We start from the raw sequence: 23,565 nt of genomic DNA on the forward strand, positions 1-23,565 counted from the left end.
CAATAAGCCTTAGAACTTTACTGTCTCTGGTGCACTTGTAAATGAACTGAATGTAGCTGTGGCATTCTTGAAGTAGAACACTTCTGTATTGCCATCATCAGCCTTGTACATTCCCTGAAGTGATGGATATGCATCGAGCATGGACTGCTTAGCCTCAATGCGATCATCCTCTACAAGCTCTCCTGCCACCCTAAGCCACTGACCATCCTTAAAAGCACAAATCTCAACCTTTGGATTAGCGTGGATCTGCTTGGAAACATCCTTAACCTTACCAGTCTGAATATATAACTTACCCTCAAAGATATGAGCTGTACCAAAAGGTCTTACCCTTGGCTGATCCCCATCAACTGTTGCTAAAAAGTATGTTCCTGCATCCTTAAGAAACTGAGTAACTCTCTCCATATCTGTCCCATCCTTTCATTAAACAATTTATGCTATCACGCCCCACCATAGAAAAAGAGGAGCCTTACGGTTCCTCTTAAAGTTTATATTTCTATGAGACTCTTTTCAACCCTTATCTTGCTGGTGCCCATGTTACTCCGTACATCTGCTCCATAAGCTTTCTGAGCTCATCCTTCATACGGCTGCAAGCAGAAGCCTCATCTACAAAGTTCATAACACCGATCTTTTCCTTCTTATCCTGGAAGTATACAGCCCATCCATTCTCTGTCTTATCAAGGCAGATCCTGTTCTTGTGTGAGCCACCAATCTTATAAAGTTTTGAAGGAACCAGATGCTCCTTAAAATACTTCTTAAGCTCTTTTGTATTCATCCCCAAACCTCCAGTTATATGCTCGACGTAGTTTTGTAATTCGTCGCATGTAGTTTTAATTACTACATATAATATACCACGTTACTATCTGGATTGCAAGGGTCTGGGCCAGGGCTTCGCGTTTACTATATCAGAACTGAATAAGGCCAAATACGTTGGCGATGGAACTTACAAGGATAATCAGTACAAACACTGGGCAGAGGTACTGGATCATGAAGCTGAACATCTTCTTGCGCTTGAAGGGGTGACCGCCTGCCTGCACTTCTTCTTCCAGAACCGGAATAGTCATGTAGCGGACTACAAGAATACAGGTGAAGAGCGCTGCAATTGGCATCATCACTGAGTTGGTAAGGAAGTCAAAGAAATCAAGGAACTGCATTCCGATGATAGTCATGTTTGCAAGGGGACCATATCCAAGAGAGGACAGGGATCCAAGGACTACCATGATCACACCCATTACGCTGGTTCCAAAAGCTCTGGACCACTTGAATTCATCGTAGAAGGTTGAAACTGCACTCTCCAAGAGTGCTATAGCGCTGGTAAGAGCTGCAAATAACACAAGCAGGAAGAACAGGATTCCAATTATCTTACCAAAGCCCATGCTGGCAAAGATGTTGGGCATTGTAATAAACATAAGTGATGGACCGGCCTTAAGGGTATCTGCGCTGCCGCCGGAGAACGCGAACACAGCAGGAATGATCATAAGGCTGGCGATGATAGCGATGGCGGTATCGAAGATCTCAACGTGCTCTGTTGACTGCTCGATGCTGACATCTTTTTTTACATAGGATCCAAAGGTGATAAGGATACCCATGGCGATTGACAGAGAGTAGAACATCTGCCCCATGGCTGACACAAAGGCCATCATTGAGAACCTTGATACGTCAGGGATAAGGCAGTACTTAACTCCCTCTAACGCTCCAGGTCTTGTCACTGAATAGATGCAGATAATAACTGCCAGGACTGCAAGAACTGGCATCATTATCTTGGATACAGACTCAATTCCTCTTCTTACTCCCATGAAGATGATGGTAAGTACCATCATGGCAAATATCAAAAACCACAACTCTGACTCTGAACCGTTGGTGATAAAGTCAGTAAAGAAACCTTCTGAAGCGATTGAATTAACATCATTAGTGATGTACTCAAACAGATACTTACATACCCATCCGCCAATTACTGAATAGTAAGGCACGATGAGAATAGGGATAATTGCATTGATCCAGCCGCCAATACGGATATGCTTTTTTGTGGTGAGCGCATTGTATGCGCCTACAGGACTCTTCTTGGTGTTTCTTCCGATGGCTGTCTCCGCCATGATCATGGTGTAACCAAATGTCAGTGCCAGAATAATATAGATCGCAAGAAAAATTCCCCCACCGTACTTAGCGCACAGATAAGGGAATCTCCATATATTACCCAGTCCTACAGAGGCTCCCGCCGCAGATAATACAAAACCAATTCTTCCTGAGAAGGAACCTCTCTTTTTATTATGTTCCAAAACTAAATGCCTCCAAAATCTATTTTATTTTTGACAGAGCCGCAAGAACTGCACCCTGTCCCCATGGGTAGTGCCCATAGCTCTGATAATGAACTCCAAAGTCATCGCAGGATGACAGGCAGTTCATAACCTTATCATTTTTAATGCTTGCCCAAAGGGCATCTATAGTGTGACTAAAATCTCCTTCAAGCTCCTGGTCCCAAAGTCCGTATACTATCATACCTGTTGCAGATGTATCAAGGGGGCCGTCTGTGGCCTGAATCTGCCACGCATACCCGCCGTCAGCCTTCTGATAGGTCAAAAGAATCTTCGACAGTTCTTCATGCCATATCCTAAGTTCAGGTACAGTCCTGCATTCACCAAGTCCCATAAGAAGCCATCCTGCGGCTCTTCCCCAGGACAGGACTCCCTTCTTTTCTATGGAATAGCCTGCTCCCTCGCTGTCATCCTCAGTGATGGTGTATCCATGGTAAGGAAGACCGCTTCTGATATCACAGCCGTACTTCATGAAGTTTAGAAGCTGAAGCTCTCCAAAGCCTGTTCCGCTCTTATCTCCAAAGCATCTTCCATAGAGTCCCAGGAACATGGCAACCTGACCAGCACCGTCTGCAAAGACACTGCTGCTTCGCTCAGCGTTATAAACCACGGAGCCCATTCTGTCTCTTGGAGCTGTGGTGAGATACCCAAATATCCTGTTGCAGGCTGTCTTACAGGCAGAAGCCAGTGCTCCACCAGACTTGCCCTCGCCCTCAAGCTGCTGATAAAGCTTAACAAGAGCAGCTCCTGAAAGAGCATCGTCTATGTAATCTATCCTGCTGCCATACTTGTCATTCCAAAGAGAGATATGCCTGGAAATCGAAGCGTCGATCTCAGATACAAGGGCGCTTATCTCTTCTGTTTCCGGCTCCGGAGCACAATCCAGTACTGCCTTTTCATCAAGAAGTCTTTTCCTTGCTTCCACAAGGCCCAGTATCAGCATTCCTGCAGGCCAGAACATGGGATCCTTGGTCCTTACAGACCTTCCCATGGCACTCTTTATTACGTCCTTAACCTGATTCTTTATGGAGACATTCATGATGTCATCAAGCTCTGCAATAGTCTCTTTTACAAGTCCAATATAGCGCTCATCCATATGCTCACCCTCTTTTTGAAAGCTTGTCCTTTACCCTTGCGTAAACATACTTAAACTCTTCAGATCTGCCGTAGAGGATAAAATACACGCCGTTAAAGATGACAGTTATTACAATTACCATTATAAAGAAGTTCACAAAATTAAGCTCTGAAAGAACGATGCCTGAAATATATCTGCAAACCAGAAGTACAAAAACCATGCTCACCAGGTACTTAAGTGTATCTACAAAGTAGCCGGTAGCTTTTTTCCCAAAGCAGGTACCGTAGATGATGATGGGCTTGGTCACGTTGGCGATAAGACCTGATACGATGGTTCCTATGTAAATACCAGTAATACCAAGCGGTGTCTGAACAAGAGCAATGGACAGAACCAGGTTCACTGCGCCCTGAATAAGGGCCAGATACTTGTCCGGCTCAAAGACGCCTGCTGCCGTCTTGTAGTTACTAAGAACTATCCTGTCACCCTTAAAATAATAATCCGTAAGGATGCAGTAAACTGCCGCTGAAGGAATAACCCACTGCTGTCCCCAGATAAGGCTGATAAGAGGGGTTAAAAGAATCATGAACCCAACGCAGCTAAATCCATAGATCCATGATGCAAAGAAGCGATAAACCCTGAACATGGAGAACTGTCTTTCTTTGGACTCTGTAGCGATCAGGTTTCCAAAACTGGAAATTACAGAATTGAAAATGATGTTTACAAAGTTTGACACTGAGTTGATCACAAGGTTGTAGTTATCTACAAATCCAGACATGGATACTTCAATAAAGCTCGAAATGATAAGGGCATCAGTCTGAAGTCTTGCCACGTCTCCGACCTTGTGGAATACAAGAGCCTTGGTCTTTTTCCAGACTTCGTCGCTCTCTTCTTTGGAAAGGGGCTGTGCATCCTTGTCCTTAAGATATGGGTACATCTTATCAAGGAACCTGGATACGAAGATCTTCTGGATAAGCTGAACCGCAGCATCTGTCAAAAGGAACAGATAGAAGTTCTTAAATACCACAATGATCACGATCTGGATAAGAGAGGTGATCACCTTGGTAATGGTGTTTATGTTAGTCTGGATGTAGTTCTTTTGCTCCGCATTTATTAGGGAGTACTTGTAGGCAACAAAATAGCTGCTTACGGTATTAAACAGGAAGATGAAGTAATACAGGGTCAGATCCCTAAGGGATACATCTCCCGGGTTCTTAACAAGGAACTTAAGGAATGGCGCAAGGGCAAGGCCTACGCCTGCCACAACCAGGGCGATTATATAGTACGCCTTCCTGTACAGCCTCATGTAGGACTTGATCTTCTCTGTCTCTCCCCTTGCCACAGGGCCATAGAGACTGAAGTTAAGGGCTGTTCCGATACCAAGCTCCGCCATGTTAAGGACAGCTAAAACGTTGGCATAGGTTGAGTTGATTCCAAGAAGTTCCTTGCTTAAGTGGAAGAGAAATACAGTTCTAAGGACAAAGGAAATAAGAGCAGTTGCCACCTGCCCTACATAACCAAATGCGATATTCCTTGTTGCTGATTTAACTCTTCCCATGGAATTTAGATAATACTTCCCTTCTCATCCATAAGTATCCAGCCCTTCCAGTAATCGTGCATGATATCTGGCTGAACCGGCTGGTTATTTCTCATCTTATATGTGCGGATAACGGTCTTGTCCGCTCTCTTATTGAGCCTTGCTCCCCAGAAGCTGAAAGTGGAGTTGGCACAGATATTTCCTTTGCAGTGACTCATGAGCATCAGGTCCTGAACTGAGTTCTTGCCTGTGTTCCAGTCAACTATGGTGTACACAGAAGGATCCGAGAATTTCTCTCTGGCGTACTCGTGGTCGCTGGTGAAAATGTAAAAGTGCGTGTTCGGCTCTTTTACCCTGAAGTAATTCATGGCGCTGTCGTAGTACTCCTCAGTGGCTATGTTGCCAAGGATAGTGAAGTTTGGCGGATCAAGATAATCGCCTCTTCTGATGTGAACGCTGACAGAATTTTCATTCTCCATCTTGTCTACAAGGGCCATGTTCCTGGTGTGGAGCATCTCATCTGAGTGAGCCGGGAACTCGTACTTATCTATGAGTTCGTCCATGATATCCCCGTAGTACTTCTGACATGCAAAGTACCCTGTGATGTACTTGTCATCCAGGGAAAAGAGCTCGTCGTGATACATCTTGGTCTCTACAAAAATATTGGGATTTTCATGCTGCCAGATGCCAAGTTTTCTAAGCCCTGTTCCCACTGCCTTTTGAAGGACAGTTCTTTTTAAAAAAGCATCCCGCTCTGCCTGAGTGCACTCCTCAAAGGTCACATTCTTAAAAAGGCCAAGTTCAAATTCCCTTGGAGCCAGCATGTTTTTTTGTGTTGATGCATCGAACCAGGAAAGGTCAAGCTTAACGTCCTTGCCCATGTTCTTTAGTTTGCAGTACACGGCGTACTGCTGCATTTGGTTCCCCAGACCTCCTGCAATACGAACAATTAACATATGTAATCCCCCAATAGGTTATTTCCTGTTTTCCATGATCCACTGATATGACCTAATAAGCGAATCTGTATCTTCGATCTCCTGAACAGGAAGAACGTAGTTTTCTGTCTGGCCAAAGAGATCTGTGGCGATTCCCCTGCTCTTTACTGAATAGCCAATTACAAGAGTTGGTACCCCTGTGCTGTACGCTGCAATGGTACTGTGGGTCCTGGCTCCTACAAAGAAGCTGCAGCAGGAGATGTAACCCTTCAAAACCTCCGCTGAGTTGTCCTCTATCATCTGAACTCTTCCAGTATCTTTGAACTCTTCAAAGAATTCAGAAAGGGGCTTCCTGTCATCGCTTGTTGGCCACACTACGTGAGGCACAAGAAGGATATCCTTATCCGTGGTATCAAGGATAAAGCGGATGAACTTTCTATAGCTCTCCTTAACTCGGTCAGGGAACTTAGCCCTGTCAAGGACCATGGGACTTAAGTTTATTCCGACCGGTCCGCCATTTACTATTTTTTCCGGAACCTGCTTAAGGTCTTTTAAAAGCTCAAAAGCAGGATCTTTTCTGATCTCAAGTTTATCTTTATCAATGCCAGCTTCTAAAAGTGCGCCATAACTTATGGACTCTCTGGCAATGATATTGGTGTAGCTCTTAAGATCTTCAACGAGCCTTGCGTTATCCTTAAGAGAATCAGGCTCAATTGAACATCCCCACAGCAGGGTATCAAAGCCCTTTTCCTTAAATACGTTGTGGGCCAGTATAAGGTCTTCCACCATCTCAGGATAGCAGTAGTTGTCACCACCAATAGAAACAGCAAGGGGCCTTAGGCCACTCTCTGCCGGTTCATAGGAAGGCACATCCAGTTCTCTGCACTTATCCTCATATACCCTGAAGGCTTCCCTGAATTTATATCTAAGGAAGGATTCTCTGTCCCCTGTGATCTTTCTGTATCCGTAGTATAAAACGTGATCAAAAAATCTTCTGTCTATGTGGTTTTCTTCTACTATGGTACAAAGACCGCTCTTTTCAAGCTCACCAAGCTTGTATTTGCGATCCTGTTTTGCACTGTTGGTCACCAGAACAATTGGCATCCTTGTGTCAGCACCATGGTACGCCCTTATGGCATCTATGATCCTGATAAGGCTGTCCGCTATGGCTTCACAGCCATGATTGCCAGATCCTGCGTGCATATATAGAATTATTGGTCTTCCCAGATCAATACTCATGTTGAAAAATTATCCCTTCTTGTGTTTGTAGTACAGATCAAGGTACAGCTTAGGACTGATCCTAAAAAGTATCACCTTGATCTTGTAGCCAAATGGCAGCCCGGCAAAAGCTCCCCTTGTCTTAAGAGCCCTGCTTATCTGCTCTGTGGCCTCTGAAACTGCAAGATCTGCAAGCACATCATCCCTCTCATCTTTGCCCCATACTGCTACCTTGCCAACAACCAAAAGCGCTGTCATGATCTGACTTGCGGAGAGGCTAACGAAAGCGTACTCAGACAACTGTCTCTTATGGGGCACAAGACGCTCTCCTGCCATTCTCCAGCACACAAACTCATCCATGTAGCTCTCTTTAAAGATGCTCTTCATGGCTCCGTTTGGATTGTCGTTATATATGTAATCTTCCTCAGTGATGCATCTTATGGTGTGATTTCTCTCCTGAGAAAGAGCAAGATCAATTAAAAAGATCAGATCCTCGCCAATGGTGAGGTTCTCATTAAATCTGATATTTCCTGAAACTATTGTCTGTCTGTCAAAAAGCTTCCCCCATACGTGGGTGTTCTGATTAAGGACAGAGTTTTCAATATACTGATAGCCGCTGAGTTTCTGGGCGCCAACGTACTTTTTGGTCTCGTCAACAATAACCGTTCCCTCGTCGGCGTACTTGGTCATGTTGTCGATAAAGGTCTCTTTTACCTCATCGTCAGCATCAACGAACACCAGAAATCTGCCAGTAGCCCTCTCTATTCCAATGTTTCTGGCATGGGATACTCCGTGGTTCCTGCCATGGATCACCTGAATGCGTCCATCATACTGGCTCTGAAGCTCATCGCAGATCTCAGATGATCCGTCAGTAGATCCGTCGTCCACAAGGATCACTTCCATCTCATCTGCCTCAACAAACTTCTGGTTTAAACAAGATAAGACACACGTTTTTAGTGTGTCTTTTGCCTGGTAAACAGGGATTATAAAGCTTACTATCTTCTCTCTGTTATCTGTCATTACAAATCAATATCCCATCCAGGTTTCCCTGTCCACGCCAATGATGTACCAAAGGCCGTAGTGCTCTGCATAACCAAGGTTTAACCAGTTGAATTTATCCTCACAGATATCTGACTTATAGGCCATGGTATATCTGTTATCCCAATCAGGTCTGAGCATAGGAGCTTCTATTACCATCTCCTCGCCCTTTGCCATCTCGGTAAGATAAGCATCTCTCTCATCAAACTCTCTCTTGATCCTTGCAAGGTTTGCTCCATTCTCGATATATGAGAACAGGAACAGTACAGATAATACGGTCAAAAGAGCTGTCGCAAGAATCTGAACAAGATCCTCTTTAAATCCATCATTTACGATCCACGCAAAGCCATTAGCAATTCCTGTCATAAGGAATAAGCTTGCTCCGTAATATGTTCTAAGCTGTGAGTCAGGAACAGCCACAAGAGCGTAGCTTGTCGCAAGAAACGCAAGGCCAAAGATCATCATTGAAGATGAAGCCTCTATAAAGCGCTCCTTAGAGCCTGCCCTGTAAGCTATGGCGATGGCTATAACAATAAATATCAGGATCAGTACAAGATAGTGCTCCTTGAGGATAAGAGTAACCCTGAGGAACCTTGCAGCAAGTGCCAGCATTCCAGTGTGGGCCTCCTCTGCTGAAGCTGCTCTTGAACTGTTTCCAGGTGAAGATAGGAGGATTCCATAGCCAATAAGGTTTCCGATAAGTCCTGAAACCATAAAGGCTCTGAATCCGGAAAAGTTCTTTTTAGGAAGCCACTTAAGAAGCATAAGAAGGAGCACAAAAAAGATAACGCCCCCTGACGTATTCTCGTTACACCATCCGGATAAAACTCCAAGGAAAAACATTCCTGCAATAAATCCAGGTGTCGCAGCTCTGTCCTCTTTGTATGCCTTCCTGAACAAAGTGATATAGCCAAAGATAATAGTAGCTGTAAAGAGATAATTGCAGGCACCTGTCTCCCATAAAACGTTGTTGCTGATAGCAGGATCAAAGGTCCACAGAAGGATCAGTACGCCAATGTATAACCTGATGTCATACTTGATTTTATGGTCGATACACTGATACACGAAAAGTGACAGCAGCATAAACACAATGCCCGCCACAATGTTAAACACACCCTTGTTTCCAATATAAAGAAAAATACGAAGAATGATATGTGCAATGTTGCGTCCTGTATGCTCCAGGTAATGCTCATACTCCTGGACAAAAAGATCCATAAAGGAATTAGCTTTTGCTACAGCATCCGCGTACATAATATCATCCGACATGTTTGGAGTCAGGAACTGATATATGGTGATCATTATGTAATTGACAATGACAACTGCATAGAACAGTTTTTTTCTAAGTTTGTCAGTCATCGAATTTCCCCTTAAACAGATATCCCAGATAAACACCGGCAATTAACAGATAAAAGCATCTGCCAATATATCTGGTAACAAATGTTGCCTCGATTATAGTATATACGGAAACTGATAGTATTATCAACAGTGTCCACATATCCTTCTTTTTATAGCATACGTAAATAACACAAAGAATAACTGCCGCAATAAAGATTGTCGGGAGTATTCCATACCAGTACATAAGCCTGTTCCATCCCAGGTCAAAATAACCATCTACATCCCTTCCGGCAATAAGTCGAAGGTTACTAAGGATCCCTCCATGCTCTGGCACGCCATAGTACAAATTACTTATCCTGCCATTCATCTTTTCATCAAACTGCCAGAACCAATGCCAGCGAGGATCTTCCTTAGTTCCAGTGTTATATACCGCATCTGCCAGATGCGCTGCTGCAAAAGCCAGTACAGTGCATAATATTGGAGTCGCCAGTGCTGTCAGGTAATACAATATTTTTGCATTCTTAAGCTTTGGAAAAAGCCTGATAAGCAGTGCCAGTATAAGCGTCAATACAAGAACTACAATAGCAGTCCTTGATCTTGTAAGATATGCAAACATTGATGATATAAGTATAGTGACCAGATGGCCATATAGCGGAGCCTTTGCTCCATACAGCCACAGCCACATAAGAACAAGAACATAAACACATCCAAACAGTGTGTTTGGGTGCCCAAAGCCAAGTACCATCCGGCTCTCATTGGCAATTCCTCTGCCATAATCTGTCACCAGATAAATATCACCCAAAAGTCCAAACAGGGCCAATAGCGCAATGAGAGAAAAGCCACACAGGCTGACAAAAAAGCTGTACTTCATGGCCTTCTTAAGATCTATATCCCTTGCAGCCATCATAAATACTGCTATCCTTAAGAGATCATTTTTGCCAGATATCTCATAGCAGACAAAGGTAAATACTATAACTGCCGCAATCGTAAACCATTCCTTTTTATCCCTCTTTACAAGCACCATGGAAAGAAGAGTCAAAAGAAAAGTCACACGGAATACATGGCTCTCATAGCCAAAAGAGATCTCACTCTTTTCAACTATCATGAGGACCAGCTCAATTGTAAGGGCTATATAGAATAATGCTTTTTGAAGTTTTTGAAGTTTTTCAGTTGCCAAAAATATTATTCCTTATCTTTTTAATAGTTACTTTGAAGTCATGTTTTCTGGCTGTTGCCATAAGAAGCTTTTTGGCATCAGCACTTACAAGCATATCGTGAATAGCCATGGGCTGCTCCGGCGCCCATTCAGGCAGCTTTCCTGTCCCATACTTTTTATAAAACTCATCCTCAAAGAGCTGGTCCAGAGCCCTACCCTTTTCCTTAAGTCCAATTCCTGAATAGACAATGCTTCCAGCCTGTATTGAACAGGTAAGAGACTTTCTCTCTTCTACCCATTTGTCATACTGTGGGTTATTTCTTTTTCCAAGAAATTCATCCATCTGTGTCCACACCTGCTTTTCTTCAGCAAGATATGAAGCGTTGTAGGATGAAGTCATGCTCTCCCCGGCTCTTCTGTAAAGATAAAGAGCCTTATCCATATAAAAAACTTCTCCTGCCCTGTCAAGGTAAACAGCAGTCTGATAGAGGTCTTCGCCGTTGTTGATAAAAATTCCCTCATGGCCAACAGCTGCGATGCTGCGCTTTACGCACTTGGTCCACATGGAGTTCAGGCTGTCGCCATAGGCAAAAATCCTGTAGAGTTCCTCCATGCCCTCACCTTCATAAACTCTGCCATCTTCAAGAAGCTTTTTGTGAAGCATCTCTCCCTGGCCATCATCGGTAAGTTCACGGGCTCTATAGATAAGCATGTCAACATCGCATCCCTTTTGCTTAAGCTCAGTGATGGAAGAAGCAAGCTCTTTTAACGCAAATGGCGCAAGCTTGTCATCCGCATCAAGAGAAACAATATAGTCTCCCTTAGCTTCAAGGATGCCCTCCTGTCTCGCAGCAAAAAGACCTATCCTTCCTCTGTGGATGCATCTTATATTCTCATGTTTTTGGGAAAGTCCATCTGCAATTTCTGGTGTTTTATCTCTCGATCCGTTTTCAACAATAAGGATCTCGAAGTCGCCCCCATCATAGCTCTCACTCTGGGAAAGCGCAGAAGATACGCTCTCCGTGAGAACATCTTCACCGTTGCAGACAGGAATGATAATAGAAAAAAGCATTATACCCCCTGTTTTTTCAGCTCCCAATTCTCATGTATATATGGCCTGTAGGCCCATGTAAGTGTGTGTGTCTTTTCAAGTTCCTTCCAGATGTTCTTCATTCTCTCTTCAGAATTGATCTCTGGAATATCGTGGAACTGAACCTGTATATTCTCAAAGCATCTTATCTTGCCTGATCTGATAAGCTGCTCTAAGATGTCATATTCTCCACCTTCGATGTTCATCTTAACAAGCTTGACCTTGTCTATGCCATGCTCCGACATGAAATCTTCAATTGAAACAAACTCAGCAACTTCACTCTCTCCCTTTGAGTGATACTGTGATGAGCCATCAGCTTCATGTGAAATATCTGCCTTGTGTGTTGTGGCATCAAGGCCAAAGCTGTAGCAGTGGAAATTCTCCTTATCCTTAAATCTCTCTGCGCAGTCATCAGAAAACATTTTAACAGGCTCAAAGATATGCACCTGACAGTTCTGATTAGGAAGCTTGGCTGCCCAGTCTCCTTTATATCCTCCAAGGTCAAAGACAACATCACTGTCCTTAATATCATAATTAAATCTGATACTATCTCCGCCAGCTCTCCTGAATCTCACAAGAGCTTTGTCCTTAGGGCTCATGGTAAAAAGGTAAGCAAACTCTTGCTGGCAGGCAAGATAAGCCTTTTTCACCCATGGAAACTTTTTTGTGATCTTCCCTAAAACAGACATTTAAAACCTCCAAAATCATCCAAATACTTTGTGGATCGCTTTTCTGAAAAAGCGTCCCACTGTCATGTCCATCTTGTGGACAAACCTCATTCCGGCCGTGATCTTTGGAAGCACAAAGTGCTGGTATTCATCCAGGTGATCACGAAGGTACTGAGGATATGTGTCATCAATCTCAACTCTCTCAAAGTGAGCATCTCTTCCAAAGATATCCATTCCAAGGATCAGGTGATCCATGGTCTCAGCAAGAACTTCTCTCTCATTGAAGTTCTGATGTGCTGCTGCCTTGGTCTTGATGCCTATCCTCTTCATTGGATCCTTTTCTAAAAGACCGCCCATGTAGCCAAAGTGCCATCCACCATTAGGCACCCTTATGCTTCTTGGGTCGTCCACAGGAACAAGGTCCCTAAGTCTTACGATACCTTCTGAAGGAATGTTCTCTATGTTGCAGATCTTGGATCCAAGCCAGAGTCTCTTTTCCTCAGGGATCTCAGGAAATTCTTTGGTTATGGAAAGGAGCTTTCCGCTCTTTTCCTCGTTGTTCATGTAAACGTAGAAATTGCGCTGAGCCAGGTGGTAAACCCTGGTCTTGTCAAAATCAGCGATTATCTTTTGAAGAGTCTCAGGACAGGGGATCTCATCCACATCGCTCATGATGATAATGTCATCAGGAGTGGCATCCTTAAGTCCCTTTATGAGATTGTTCTTCTGGTAATAATCTCTCTCGTATGTATCAGCGCCCTCAATAGGCGTATCATCTACAACAATATATGTGATCTTGTCTAAGAACTCCTTGAACAGATCCTTGTGCTTTTCAAACAAAAGCTCTTTTGGCTCCCCTGAAAAAGTCACGGTGGACTCTTCGATAACGAACCTGTCCACATAGGGGTTCATTATGTGAAGTCTTAGCTTAAGGATATCTACTTCGTTAAAAAACGGAAAACAATCGTATACCAATCTATTATCTCCTCCAGAACCTGAGCGCCCTCAAAACATTCATAAAGCGCTTGCCAGGACTGATAAACCTGGGGTAATCTGCATTTTCTCCCCTCCACTTGTGGAAGGCAAATGGCTCTATTCCCTTATTCTCTGTTATTGCGTGCTCTCTGGCAAAATGTACTGCCACGTCAAGCGGAGCCCACTTAAGTCCTGCATCCTCCATCTCGTTCTTGTGGGTGCAGCACAGGAAAACGTCCTCGTTGTAAACATCGTCGTAAACCTTTTCCCATTTAAGCTCATGCTCCCTGGGATAATCAAGGAGCCTCTTGGATCTTAAGGATACGCTGTTTCCTACCCTGCTGATCTGCCCCTTACTGTCCCTGTAAGCATAGTCATTGGTTGGCTCTGGCCAGGGTGAACCGATATAATCATAGTTCATAAAATCATCATCCCAGAGCTCTGGATGTATAACAAATCCGTCTGCATGAACCACAAGACAGAAATCTGTCTTTATATGATCTGTCAGCTCGTAAACCATCTTGTAATTGAACTTATCAATACTATCGAGCTTGCTGGTATAGCTGAACCTGATACTCTTTGGAAGGTACCATGGCTTTTTATCTGACACCAGCACAGCATCACCAAAGTCAATTTCCTTCATGCTGTAACACATGGCGCGGACAGTCTCATATACATTTACACTTGTCATAGCTACCAGCGTAACTCTCGGCAGCTGTAATTTCTTTTTACTCATATAACTCCAATTTAAGCGCCGTAAACCTTAATGATTCCAAGGCGCCTCTCTACGGATCTTGCTATCTTCCTGCAGTAGAAGGCTCCATAGATACATTTTCTTCTGATCACCTGGCAAAAGAGCCTTATGCTGCCCGGTCGCTTTCCGCGTCTCCTGTAAAGAGATGATCTGTTTTTATACTCTTCAAGTTCCTGTCTGCACTCATCAGCTGAAAAGAGCTTGCCATATCTGTCCTGATAAGTGAGGAAGCTGTAAATATTCTGTTCCGAAGACCAGTATCCATCTGATACGTTGTGCCTTGCCCAGAACTTGGGTGCAATGGCTTTTTTGAGCTCAGTGCTGGACATAACCGGGACCAAAGCAAAGGAAGAATTACTGAGGATGAGATATCTTGCATTCTTGATGGTGACGTAATCCTTGCCCATGTCAAAGTGATGGCACTCGTACTCAGGAAGCACTTTTTTAGCAGACTCCTCGTCCTCTGTTACCACCATGAATCGCATATCAGGGTTGACCTTCTTCATGTTCCTGATGGCATTAAGATAGTATTTCCTGTCAAGATACAACTCGGGGTGATTGGTGTACTCACCGCCTCGCATATTGATGATACAAAGATCATCAGAAGTATACTCATGAGAGTCGGCCTCTTCCTTGACGTGAAGCCACTCTTTGATGTTGTCACGGTACTTGTCAAAATATGCCTGAGCCTGAAGATTACCATAGATGAGGGTTCCATCCTCAACATCCAAAAGAGCTTTATCTGCGCCACTAATATAGCAGCCATTAGTCATGTCGTGAATGGAGTTGCCCATATAAAGGCGGTCCTCCTGCTCCTGGTAAATACGATAGTCCTTCATTTCATCACGGGAGATCTCTTTTCCCAGATCTATTGGGTCCATGAAATACATACCCTTGTTGGAATGAAAAACATTACCTATCTGCCCAGGATTAACAAAGCCAAAGGAAGTGCCCTTATCCATAGCTATGCATCTGGTAGTGATATATACAAACAACTGATTACCAAGGCCCTGCCCTGGTATGAACTCTGATCCTATCATTTCCCGATCCGCCTCAATGTATAACTGCCCTTCCCTCTAGGGTTGTAGGTGTTATGGTCTCGTCCTTGACTTCATAGATCACATCGCAGTTCTCAATAGTGTTGAGTCTGTGGGCAATGATGACCATGGTCTTGCGGCCGTGGAAGCTGTTGATGGCCTCCATTACTGCTGCCTCTGTCTCGTTATCAAGGGCGCTGGTAGCCTCGTCAAATACCAGTATCTCAGGATTGTGATAAAGAGCTCTGGCGATACCGATCCTCTGTCTCTGACCACCGGAGAGCCTAACGCCTCTGTCTCCGATCTTGGTATCAAGTCCCTCAGGAAGTGACTTTACAAAGTCAGCAAGCTGAGCCTCTTCCATTACTTCCCAGATCCTGTCGTCGTTGATCTCTTCAGCGTCGATACCAAAGGCGATGTTCTCTCTTATGGATTCATCAACAAGGTAGATTGACTGAGGAATGTATCCGATCTGGGCAAGCCAGGATTCGTAGTTACTAAAGATGTTGTTGCCATCGCAAAGGATATCTCCTGACTTAACATGTAAAAGTCCAAGGAGGATATCTACGATAGTAGACTTGCCAGCACCGGAAGGTCCCATAAGTCCCACGGACTGGCCCTTCTTGATGGTCATGTTTGCACCGCTGAATATGTTCACATCAGAGTCGGGATAAGCAAATACAATATCCTTCATCTGGATCTCTTTTTCCAAATGGAGAGCTGGACCTGCAATAGCTGCTCTCTCTGCGCGCATAGCCTTGTCAGTCTTCATGGACTCTGTAAGGTTCTCGTAGACATAGTCAAGGCTGACCTGATTGTAGGCGATGGTTGTAATGTATGTGTTGATGCGGTTTGCAGATGGCATGATCCTCATGGCCGCAACACCAAAAGCTGTGATCTGAGGAAGAAGTGATGTTGCATCACCACCGCCGCGAACAAATATCAAAACATAAAGAAGCACAACTGCCATAAACACAGTCTCGATCATGAGCCTTGGAATGCTGTTAAGAACAGCATAATCTCTGTCGATGTCGGCTCCGATCCTGCCCTGCTCGTAGTAGTTGCGGATAAAGAAATCCTGTCTGTTTAAAACCTTGACATCCTTAAGACCATAGATAGCCTGAAGGCGCCACTTGGCAATTCTTGACTGAGTATTCTGGTTCTTTCTTCCAATGGTGTTGAGCTTTGGCTTTAACACCTTGGTGCTGAGGATAGTAAGAATCAAAAGAACTGCAATAATGAGCACTGTCATCTGCCAGTTAACCACAAGAAGAACTGCTCCAAGGCAAAGGGAAACGACAAGCTCTGTTGCAAGAGAAAGAAGTGACAACATAAGAGTAAAGGTCTTAGGTATATCACTGTCTGTTATTCGAAATACTGTAGGAATATCTGCTCCAAGATAATCCTCGTATGGTCTGTTCAAAAACTCCCTCATGACACGGCTGATCATGTCATTTCTTGAACGGGAAATAAATGTGTTCTGCTTGTAGATAAGAAACAGAAGGTACGCGTTCTTAACCACAAACAAAAGGATCATCATCACAAGCAGGAAAGTTGCAAGCTTAATATCGCTGTCAAGGCCAAGAGCATCTACGACATTTTGCGCTACCGGGTATTTGGCGATATTTCTATGAAGTGACTGTGGGTTTAAGATAACTGAGATAACCGGAATGATCATGGAAACACCCAGTGTCTCAAAAACACCACCAATGAGTATAAGGACAGCTAAAAGTACAAGCTGTCCTTTTTGTTTTTTGTCGAATATATAATTTATCTTTTTAAGAAGATCCATTTAAATAGCCACCTTTGTCATACGCTCGGTATAGATGTCGTCCATCTTTTTGTTGTTGATCCACTTTTCAGGAGCGATGACCATTTTCTCCGGAGCGTCGTTGATCCACGCTGACCACCAGCTAAAGGAGCTGTTGGCTATGATGTGGTGTTTGCATCTGCTCATAAGGAGCATGTCTGCCACATCAGTGAACTCGCCCTCCTGGAGTTCTACATTTATGAAGTTATGACCCTTGAAGTGTTCCTTGCACCACTCCTTGTCATCAGTGAAGATGAAGAACACTGCATTAGGGTGTTTAGCTCTCACCATGCTGATTGCATTCTTGTAATACTGCTCTGAGCAGAGGTTGTGAACCTTGATGTGCTCTGCATCCAGATAGTCTGTTCGTCTTACGTGAATGCTCACGGATTCGCTGCACTCGATCTGCTGAAGAGTTGTCCAGCTGACTGAATCGTGCATGATCTCCTGAGGTCTCTTGGCAAATGTATCCTGGAGATGGTCTATTACTTCAGGTGAAGTAAAGTATTTATCTGACTGCCAGTAACCAACAAGATATGCCTCATCAAGCTCTAAGATCTTGGGATCAAATATTCCCTCCATCTCGATTATCTCCTTGGTCTTGCGGCCAGTAAGTTTTCTCCTTATGCGGCTAAAGATGTCCATCCTGGAATCTGTGATGGCTACAACTTCTGCAGGAGTTGCCTTCTCATATTCGATTCCAAAGCGGTCCAAAACAGGGATCCTGAGCTTGTCATGCTCAAAACCCGTGACGTCGTCAATCTTGACCTCTTTACCTCTCTGAAGTAGTTCTCTGTAAAGAGCGTACTGGAACATCTGGTTTCCCAGCCCGCCCTTGAGCTGAATAATAATCATAATTCCTCCGAAAAAATCCCCATATATTATACCTTAGTTCCGTACCTAGCACAAATTTATCCTAATTTTGCACCTGGCCCCTCTGTTTCGTACCACATCTGGAACATCAGGATATACCATATCTGGATCCTGTATTTGCCTCTTTCGGTGAAGTCACGCCATATCTTTTCAACTACGTCTGCGTCGAGGATTCCTGCCTCCTCGATCTTCTTTTTATCAAGTAGTTCCTCTGCCCAGTCCCTAAGGTCATCATCAAGAAGCCACTTTGAAATAGGGATTGAAAAGCCCTTCTTTGGTCTTTCCATCATCTCCTTTGGAACATATCTGTAGAGCACGTCCCTAAGGATCCTCTTTCCTGTATCACCTTCCCTTAAGTACTCAATAGGAAGGCTCCATGCAAATTCCATAACGTCCCTATCAAGCATTGGAACTCTGGTCTCAAGTGATACCGCCATGGCTGTCCTGTCCACCTTAACAAGAATGTCATCCGGATGATAGTGGATCATATCAAGGAGCATTGCCTCGTGATTAACTTCTCCAAGGAAATGTGCGGGAAGTTCCATGCCCTTATATTTTGCACGCCCCTTCTTTTTTGCGATTCTCTTTGTGAGGTCGTCCTGCTCGCGCTCCATCCTGTGAAGCTCGTAGGGGCTCTTTGCTCCAAGGTACACACTCTTTGTGTATGACACTTCATCTTTGGTCATTGGTGATGCCAGCATGATACCTGACGCAAGCTTCCTTACCGGATATGGGATCTTTTTGACCTTATTCCATACACGGCTTAAAGACTGATAGGATCTGTATCCGCAAAAGAGCTCATCTCCGCCGTCACCAGATAGAGAAACCGTAACGTGCTCCCTTGTCATCTGGCTTACAAGAAATGTCGGGATCTGTGACGAATCAGCAAAGGGTTCTCCAAACATAAAGGAAAGCTTTGGAATAACTTCCTTGGCATCCTTTTCTGTTATGTACTTTTCTGTATGCTCTGTGCCAAGATGGGCTGCTATCTCTTTTGCATAGACAGCCTCGTTATATTTCTCATCCTCCATACCTATGGTGAAGGTCCTGACCTTACCAGGTGATATGGCCTGCATAAGGGATACAACTGTGGAGCTGTCGATTCCCGCAGACAAAAATGCTCCAAGGGGAACGTCTGCTATCATCTGTCCCTTTATTGACTCTTTAAGGAGCCTTTCAAGCTCCATAGAAGCCTCTTCAAATGATCCAGTAAAGAGGTTCTTCTGACCCTTCTTGGCTGCGTCCTTCATGGACCAGTATGTGATCTCTGTTGTCTTAAGCGTTTTCACATCAACCGTCAGGATCTTGCCAGGGTCAAGCTTGTATATGTTCTCGTAGATCGAATAAGGAGCTGGGATATAACCCTCCTCAAAGTAGATATCAAGAACGTCTTCATTTATGGCATTATCAAAGCCGTCGATCTGTCTAAGGCATCCGATGTCAGATGCGAAGGCAAAAGAGCCTGCGACAGTTCCGTAGTACAATGGCTTCTCGCCAACTCTGTCCCTTGCAAGAGTAACCGTTCCTGCCTCTTTGTCATAGACAGCAAGACCAAACATTCCCTTGCACATGGAAAGAGCTTCCTTGGCACCATATCTCTCTATGGCTTCAAGAAGGATCTCTGTATCAGAAGTTGAGCGAAATACAAGGCTCTCCCCTGCATCAGCCATGAGCTTTTCTTTTATCTCTCCAGCGTTATATATCTCTCCGTTGTAGACCATTACTGACTTTTTGCTGGCAGAAACAAAGGGCTGTGCACCATTTTTAGAAAGGTCCACAATAGCAAGTCGCCTGTGTCCCAGTGCCACTTTTCTTCCTTCGTCTATATAGCTTCCGCCATCGTCAGGGCCACGGTGAAACATCCTGTCATTCATCTTTTTAATGACAGTGTGCTGATCACCTTTATAGCCTATAAGTCCAGCTATTCCACACATGTTTCTATCCTATTACTCTCTCGAAGTATTCCTTCCACTTCGCATTAACTACATCAGGAGATAATCTCTCCTGAAGCACGGTTGCATTTGTTCCAAGCTTTTCTCTATATTCAGCATCTTCAATAAGACGCTTTATAGCATCTGCTATGGCCTTCCTGTCACCAACAGGGACAAGGATTCCATTCTCGCCATTCTTAATAAGGTCCCTTGGTCCTCCGCAGGGGCAGTCTGTTGAGATGCAGGCAAGTCCCAGCGACATGGCTTCTATAAGTGAATTGGGCATTCCCTCATGGTCCGAAGCCAGAATAAAAATCATGGCCTTTTCTATATGTTCAGCTACGTGGGTAACATTTCCCTTAAAGATCACTCTGTCCTCAACTCCCAGGGAAACTGCAAGTCTCTGGAGCTTAGCTCTCTCAGGGCCATCTCCGTAAAATACCAGCTTATAGTCCTTGTGATCTTTTTCTGTGGCTTCTTTAAACGCCTCCATTACCATGGCGTGGTTCTTGTTGGAGTGGAGTCTTGCCACCATTACCACAGCCTTTTCTCTCTCCCCTATATAGCGCTTTCTCATGAAAGAAGGGTTGATTGAATTTGGAAGAATGGTACATTTCTTTTGAACAAAGGCCGGGAACCTGTCCCTGGCGCCATTTGACTGGACAACGATTCCAGCTGCCCTTCCAAAGGTTGCCAGCATGCTGGCTCTCATGCTCTTTGATCCGTACTCGATATCCGGGTCAGCTCTGCAGGATACGATAACCTTATATCCATCCCTTGTAGCTGTGGACAGTGCCATGATATTGTTCTTACCGCTAAAGCTAAGGATAAGATCAGGGTTTATCTTCTTCCACACATCCCTGAGCTTCTTGTGGCGGAGCCTGAAGTTTGTAAGTCTGTCCTTCTGCTCGGATTTAAGCAGGGCGGAAAAGACTCTTTCTATGCCCCCGGCTTCTCCTCCATTTGGATCAACCCAGGCAGGATTTTCATCCATGTCCATAACAAGCTCAGCCCCTGGAGCTCCCGCAGGAACTCTTTTCCAGGCAGCGTGCTTAACGTCGTGCTCTTCTGAAGCCAGGTACGTTGTCACAAGGGTAACCTTGTAGCCCTCTTCAAAAAAGTAGTCCGCCAGGTTACACATAACCCTCTCAGCGCCGCCCTTTTGAAGGGAGCCTATATACATGGCAATATGCTTTTTACCTGCAGAGTGAGTTGTAGTCATAGTTCTCCAATATTTCTGAAAGCTCATCAAAAAAGCTGTCTACGTTATCCTCAGTGATCCGGATGCTTAGTTTGTCGGATTCAATTCCGTTCTTTTCAACATCAGCGATCTCAGCCTCTATAAGATCATTGATCTCAGGGCTGTAGTGGGCTACATCCTTGTAGTTATCAAGGTTGCCTGTAACATCGAACTGATATGCAAAGCTGTAAAGGTGAATGTTGTCGCACTCAAGCATAAGAGATGCTGCCACCTTTATAAGCTCAAGATTTTTTTGCAGATCACCCTCTTCTCTCTCTTCGCCCCAATAAGCCATGGAATAAGGCGGGAAGAAATAAAGGAAGGTTGTCTCCGGATGCTCTTTTGCCAGAGATACAATGTTCTGATCAACGTTGGCTGCCACCATCAAAATCTCATCATCGGTAGCATGGAAAGTCTCTTTAGGATCATCAAAACTGGTTCTGACATTTAATACCACATCCCCGGAATACTCATTCTCATCCCCTGTGTAGCTGTACTCATCAAAGGGAGTGACTCCCGGCTCCTGCCCCTTGAAGTATCTTACCAGAGTAGGAAGTACATAGTGGAGGATAACATCGCGGTTAAACAGGTACTTAACGTCATCAAAGAGATTTTTGTTGGTGATCCACACAGGGTACTCACCCATATCCATTCTCATCTCGTCCTTGTCACGAAGAAGAAGGGAGTAGTCAATGGGCCTGAACACGTACTTAAGGGCATGTCCTGTGTCATAGGACACCTTTAAGTTGTCGTTGATCTCTTTATAGGTAGCACCTGCATAAACTATCTTAACTGAGTTTGTTCCAAAGAGCTCATCGAACCGAGATGCTTTAAAGTTCTCAGCCATGGAAGTACCAGTCAGCATTGCATCGTAGTCAAAGCGCTTTGTTATGCCATCATTCTGGGATCTCTGGTCGTAGAGCTTGTAATAGAAATAATCTCTTGGGGCCCTGTAATGGAAAAAAGGATCCACGAAGGCCACTACTCCGCCAACAAAGATCATGACACACAGAAACAATATTAAAAATGTTGAAACCCATTTTTTTCCGGTCATAGTCATCTCTTTTATCAGAAATTAAAGTACAGGAATGTAGAGATCCTGCTAAGTGACAGAACGCTCACAACAAAAATCCCCAAGGTAAACACCAGGGACAATGTGCTTTTTTTGTACTGTCTCTCATAGTTATTCTTAAAGCAAAGGCAGAGAACAAATGCCACTGCCATAGCTGCATACAGGCTGATCTTAAGGGCGATCCTGTCAGCATTTGCGACGCCCATCACTTCAAAAATGCTTGAAAGCTTTGGTATCCTGAAAGAGTCAAGAAGCTCAGATCTAACCTCATAGTAAGGAACTGTCATCCTCTTTAAAAGGCTCCACCACTGTGTTACTGAGTCCGCTCTGAATAACAGCCATGCCACATTTACAAAGGCAAAGGTTACTGCCCACTGAAGAGCATGTATCACTCTGGTAAAAAGAAATCCTGCCTTCCCTCTGCCAGCTACATCCATAAACTTTTTATAGAACCCGGAAGTTACCCTGTTAAAACACTGTCCCAGTCCGTGGATGATTCCCCACAGGATAAAGGTCCAGTTGGCGCCGTGCCAGATACCACTCACCAGAAAGACGATCATTATATTTATATAGGTTCTGACCTTGCCCTTTCTGTTTCCTCCAAGAGGAATGTAGATGTACTGAGTCAGGAACCTGGTGAGAGTCATGTGCCATCTCTTCCAGAAATCCGCTACTGACAAGGCTTTGTATGGCGAATTAAAGTTCATTGGGATACTGAAGTTGAACATACTGCCAAGGCCCGTTGCCATGTCGCTGTATCCGCTAAAGTCAAAGTATATCTGGAAGGTGTAGGAGAGCATTACGATAATGATCTCGTAAACTCCAAGGGCCTCCTCACCATGAAATACGTTTGCATGTGAAAATCCCCAGGTAACTGCTGTTCCAAAGGTGTCAGCAATAAGGACTTTTTTTGCAAGGCCCCTTGAAAAGAGCATTATGCCCTTCGACAGATTATCGAAGTCGACTTTTCTTTTACTGTCATCTCTAAACTGTGGAATGAGCTCTGAGTGAAGAACAATGGGACCAGCCACCAGCTGAGGGAAATAGGATACAAAAAGTGCATACTCAAGGAATGAATAATCCCCTGTCTCTCCCCTGTAAGAATCCACAATAAAGGATATCTGCTGGAAGGTAAAAAAGCTTATTCCAAGTGGAAGCACGATGTTCCTAAGAGCAAAGCTGCTTCCAAATGCAGTGTTTATATTGGAGATGAAAAAGTCAAAATATTTGAAATAGAAAATAAGGGATACGTTAAACACTATCCCTAATATCAAAAGCCCCTTCTTTTGGGTCTCTGCCACTTTCTTAAAAGCTCTTGAGATCAGGAAGTTTACTATGATACTTCCACAGATCACAAGAAGGTAGCTTGCATTAAAGTAGCCGTAAAACCACAGGGACATTATTAACAAAAAAGCCTGCGACAGTTTCTTTTTCCCCAGACTGTTAAGCCCGAAGTAGCCAGCAAGGGTCAGGGGAAGAAAGCACAGTATAAAGATAAAGGAATTAAACTGCATT

Annotated in this window: 21 protein-coding genes; all 21 read right to left on the reverse strand. The window is 44.2% G+C overall.

Going from position 1 to position 23,565, the window contains the following annotated elements; all coding sequences use genetic code 11:
• Positions 1-9: 9 nt before the first annotated feature.
• Entirely contained in the window at positions 10-402 is a 393-nt protein-coding gene (locus D6855_RS08330; protein WP_120739946.1) for a pyridoxamine 5'-phosphate oxidase family protein, read from the reverse strand.
• Positions 403-514: 112 nt separating this feature from the next.
• Positions 515-772, reverse strand: coding sequence for a hypothetical protein (locus tag D6855_RS08335; RefSeq protein WP_120739948.1), 258 nt, complete (start codon positions 770-772; stop codon positions 515-517).
• A 130-nt stretch (positions 773-902) separates the two neighbouring features.
• A complete protein-coding gene (locus tag D6855_RS08340; RefSeq protein ID WP_120739950.1) occupies positions 903-2,273 on the reverse strand; it encodes a sodium-dependent transporter in 1,371 nt (456 codons plus the stop codon).
• Positions 2,274-2,292: 19 nt separating this feature from the next.
• The gene (locus D6855_RS08345) at positions 2,293-3,405 is read right to left on the reverse strand and encodes a glycoside hydrolase family 88 protein (RefSeq protein ID WP_120739952.1); all 1,113 of its coding nucleotides are present in this window, start codon (positions 3,403-3,405) and stop codon (positions 2,293-2,295) included.
• Between the two features lie 4 nt (positions 3,406-3,409).
• On the reverse strand, positions 3,410-4,939 hold the full coding sequence (locus D6855_RS08350) for a lipopolysaccharide biosynthesis protein (RefSeq protein ID WP_120739954.1): 1,530 nt from the start codon (positions 4,937-4,939) through the stop codon (positions 3,410-3,412).
• Between the two features lie 5 nt (positions 4,940-4,944).
• A complete protein-coding gene (locus D6855_RS08355) occupies positions 4,945-5,835 on the reverse strand; it encodes an alpha-1,2-fucosyltransferase (RefSeq protein ID WP_243111842.1) in 891 nt (296 codons plus the stop codon).
• A gap of 57 nt (positions 5,836-5,892) precedes the next feature.
• Entirely contained in the window at positions 5,893-7,092 is a 1,200-nt protein-coding gene (locus tag D6855_RS08360; RefSeq protein WP_120739958.1) for a polysaccharide pyruvyl transferase family protein, read from the reverse strand.
• 9 nt (positions 7,093-7,101) lie between these two features.
• Positions 7,102-8,091, reverse strand: a complete 990-nt coding sequence (locus D6855_RS08365) for a glycosyltransferase family 2 protein (RefSeq protein ID WP_120739960.1) — start codon at positions 8,089-8,091, stop codon at positions 7,102-7,104.
• Positions 8,092-8,097: 6 nt separating this feature from the next.
• Positions 8,098-9,465: a DUF3329 domain-containing protein gene (locus D6855_RS08370; protein WP_120739962.1), complete on the reverse strand. Its 1,368-nt coding sequence runs from the start codon at positions 9,463-9,465 to the stop codon at positions 8,098-8,100.
• A complete protein-coding gene (locus tag D6855_RS08375) occupies positions 9,458-10,621 on the reverse strand; it encodes a hypothetical protein (RefSeq protein ID WP_147368133.1) in 1,164 nt (387 codons plus the stop codon). Before D6855_RS08375 ends, D6855_RS08370 begins: the two co-directional genes overlap by 8 nt.
• Complete coding sequence (locus tag D6855_RS08380) at positions 10,611-11,672, reverse strand: glycosyltransferase family 2 protein (protein WP_120739966.1); 1,062 nt, start codon at positions 11,670-11,672, stop codon at positions 10,611-10,613. Before D6855_RS08380 ends, D6855_RS08375 begins: the two co-directional genes overlap by 11 nt.
• A complete protein-coding gene (locus tag D6855_RS08385) occupies positions 11,672-12,379 on the reverse strand; it encodes an FkbM family methyltransferase (RefSeq protein WP_120739968.1) in 708 nt (235 codons plus the stop codon). The genes D6855_RS08380 and D6855_RS08385 overlap by 1 nt, the downstream gene beginning before the upstream one ends.
• Positions 12,380-12,394: 15 nt before the next feature.
• The gene (locus tag D6855_RS08390) at positions 12,395-13,333 is read right to left on the reverse strand and encodes a glycosyl transferase GT17 family protein (RefSeq protein ID WP_120739970.1); all 939 of its coding nucleotides are present in this window, start codon (positions 13,331-13,333) and stop codon (positions 12,395-12,397) included.
• A 4-nt stretch (positions 13,334-13,337) separates the two neighbouring features.
• Complete coding sequence (locus D6855_RS08395; RefSeq protein ID WP_243111843.1) at positions 13,338-14,069, reverse strand: DUF5672 family protein; 732 nt, start codon at positions 14,067-14,069, stop codon at positions 13,338-13,340.
• 11 nt (positions 14,070-14,080) lie between these two features.
• Positions 14,081-15,127: a glycosyl transferase gene (locus tag D6855_RS08400; RefSeq protein WP_120739972.1), complete on the reverse strand. Its 1,047-nt coding sequence runs from the start codon at positions 15,125-15,127 to the stop codon at positions 14,081-14,083.
• Between the two features lie 13 nt (positions 15,128-15,140).
• On the reverse strand, positions 15,141-16,916 hold the full coding sequence (locus D6855_RS08405) for an ABC transporter ATP-binding protein (protein ID WP_120739974.1): 1,776 nt from the start codon (positions 16,914-16,916) through the stop codon (positions 15,141-15,143).
• Positions 16,917-17,789: an alpha-1,2-fucosyltransferase gene (locus D6855_RS08410; protein ID WP_120739976.1), complete on the reverse strand. Its 873-nt coding sequence runs from the start codon at positions 17,787-17,789 to the stop codon at positions 16,917-16,919.
• 56 nt (positions 17,790-17,845) lie between these two features.
• Positions 17,846-19,741, reverse strand: coding sequence for an asparagine synthase (glutamine-hydrolyzing) (gene asnB / locus D6855_RS08415; RefSeq protein WP_120739978.1), 1,896 nt, complete (start codon positions 19,739-19,741; stop codon positions 17,846-17,848).
• Between the two features lie 4 nt (positions 19,742-19,745).
• A complete protein-coding gene (locus tag D6855_RS08420; RefSeq protein ID WP_199712421.1) occupies positions 19,746-20,960 on the reverse strand; it encodes a glycosyltransferase in 1,215 nt (404 codons plus the stop codon).
• Positions 20,935-22,032: a hypothetical protein gene (locus tag D6855_RS08425; protein ID WP_120739982.1), complete on the reverse strand. Its 1,098-nt coding sequence runs from the start codon at positions 22,030-22,032 to the stop codon at positions 20,935-20,937. Before D6855_RS08425 ends, D6855_RS08420 begins: the two co-directional genes overlap by 26 nt.
• A gap of 14 nt (positions 22,033-22,046) precedes the next feature.
• Positions 22,047-23,564 (reverse strand): MBOAT family O-acyltransferase, encoded by a 1,518-nt coding sequence (locus D6855_RS08430; protein ID WP_120739984.1) that lies wholly within the window; start codon positions 23,562-23,564, stop codon positions 22,047-22,049.
• Position 23,565: the final 1 nt, after the last annotated feature.

The sequence above is a fragment of the Butyrivibrio sp. CB08 genome, from assembly GCF_003625485.1.
Classification (GTDB): domain Bacteria; phylum Bacillota; class Clostridia; order Lachnospirales; family Lachnospiraceae; genus Butyrivibrio.

Excerpts from the sequence above, each read along its gene's own strand:
- D6855_RS08420 (WP_199712421.1), bottom strand. The coding sequence starts at position 20,960 with ATGACTACAACTCACTCTGCAGGTAAAAAGCATATTGCCATGTATATA.
- D6855_RS08345 (WP_120739952.1), bottom strand. The coding sequence starts at position 3,405 with ATGGATGAGCGCTATATTGGACTTGTAAAAGAGACTATTGCAGAGCTT.
- D6855_RS08360 (WP_120739958.1), bottom strand. The coding sequence starts at position 7,092 with ATGAGTATTGATCTGGGAAGACCAATAATTCTATATATGCACGCAGGA.
- D6855_RS08395 (WP_243111843.1), bottom strand. The coding sequence starts at position 14,069 with ATGAGTAAAAAGAAATTACAGCTGCCGAGAGTTACGCTGGTAGCTATG.
- D6855_RS08410 (WP_120739976.1), bottom strand. The coding sequence starts at position 17,789 with ATGATTATTATTCAGCTCAAGGGCGGGCTGGGAAACCAGATGTTCCAG.
- D6855_RS08350 (WP_120739954.1), bottom strand. The coding sequence starts at position 4,939 with ATGGGAAGAGTTAAATCAGCAACAAGGAATATCGCATTTGGTTATGTA.
- D6855_RS08405 (WP_120739974.1), bottom strand. The coding sequence starts at position 16,916 with ATGGATCTTCTTAAAAAGATAAATTATATATTCGACAAAAAACAAAAA.
- D6855_RS08380 (WP_120739966.1), bottom strand. The coding sequence starts at position 11,672 with ATGCTTTTTTCTATTATCATTCCTGTCTGCAACGGTGAAGATGTTCTC.
- D6855_RS08385 (WP_120739968.1), bottom strand. The coding sequence starts at position 12,379 with ATGTCTGTTTTAGGGAAGATCACAAAAAAGTTTCCATGGGTGAAAAAG.
- asnB (WP_120739978.1), bottom strand. The coding sequence starts at position 19,741 with ATGTGTGGAATAGCTGGACTTATAGGCTATAAAGGTGATCAGCACACT.
- D6855_RS08425 (WP_120739982.1), bottom strand. The coding sequence starts at position 22,032 with ATGACCGGAAAAAAATGGGTTTCAACATTTTTAATATTGTTTCTGTGT.
- D6855_RS08355 (WP_243111842.1), bottom strand. The coding sequence starts at position 5,835 with ATGCAGCAGTACGCCGTGTACTGCAAACTAAAGAACATGGGCAAGGAC.
- D6855_RS08400 (WP_120739972.1), bottom strand. The coding sequence starts at position 15,127 with ATGATAGGATCAGAGTTCATACCAGGGCAGGGCCTTGGTAATCAGTTG.
- D6855_RS08335 (WP_120739948.1), bottom strand. The coding sequence starts at position 772 with ATGAATACAAAAGAGCTTAAGAAGTATTTTAAGGAGCATCTGGTTCCT.
- D6855_RS08430 (WP_120739984.1), bottom strand. The coding sequence starts at position 23,564 with ATGCAGTTTAATTCCTTTATCTTTATACTGTGCTTTCTTCCCCTGACC.
- D6855_RS08365 (WP_120739960.1), bottom strand. The coding sequence starts at position 8,091 with ATGACAGATAACAGAGAGAAGATAGTAAGCTTTATAATCCCTGTTTAC.
- D6855_RS08370 (WP_120739962.1), bottom strand. The coding sequence starts at position 9,465 with ATGACTGACAAACTTAGAAAAAAACTGTTCTATGCAGTTGTCATTGTC.
- D6855_RS08330 (WP_120739946.1), bottom strand. The coding sequence starts at position 402 with ATGGAGAGAGTTACTCAGTTTCTTAAGGATGCAGGAACATACTTTTTA.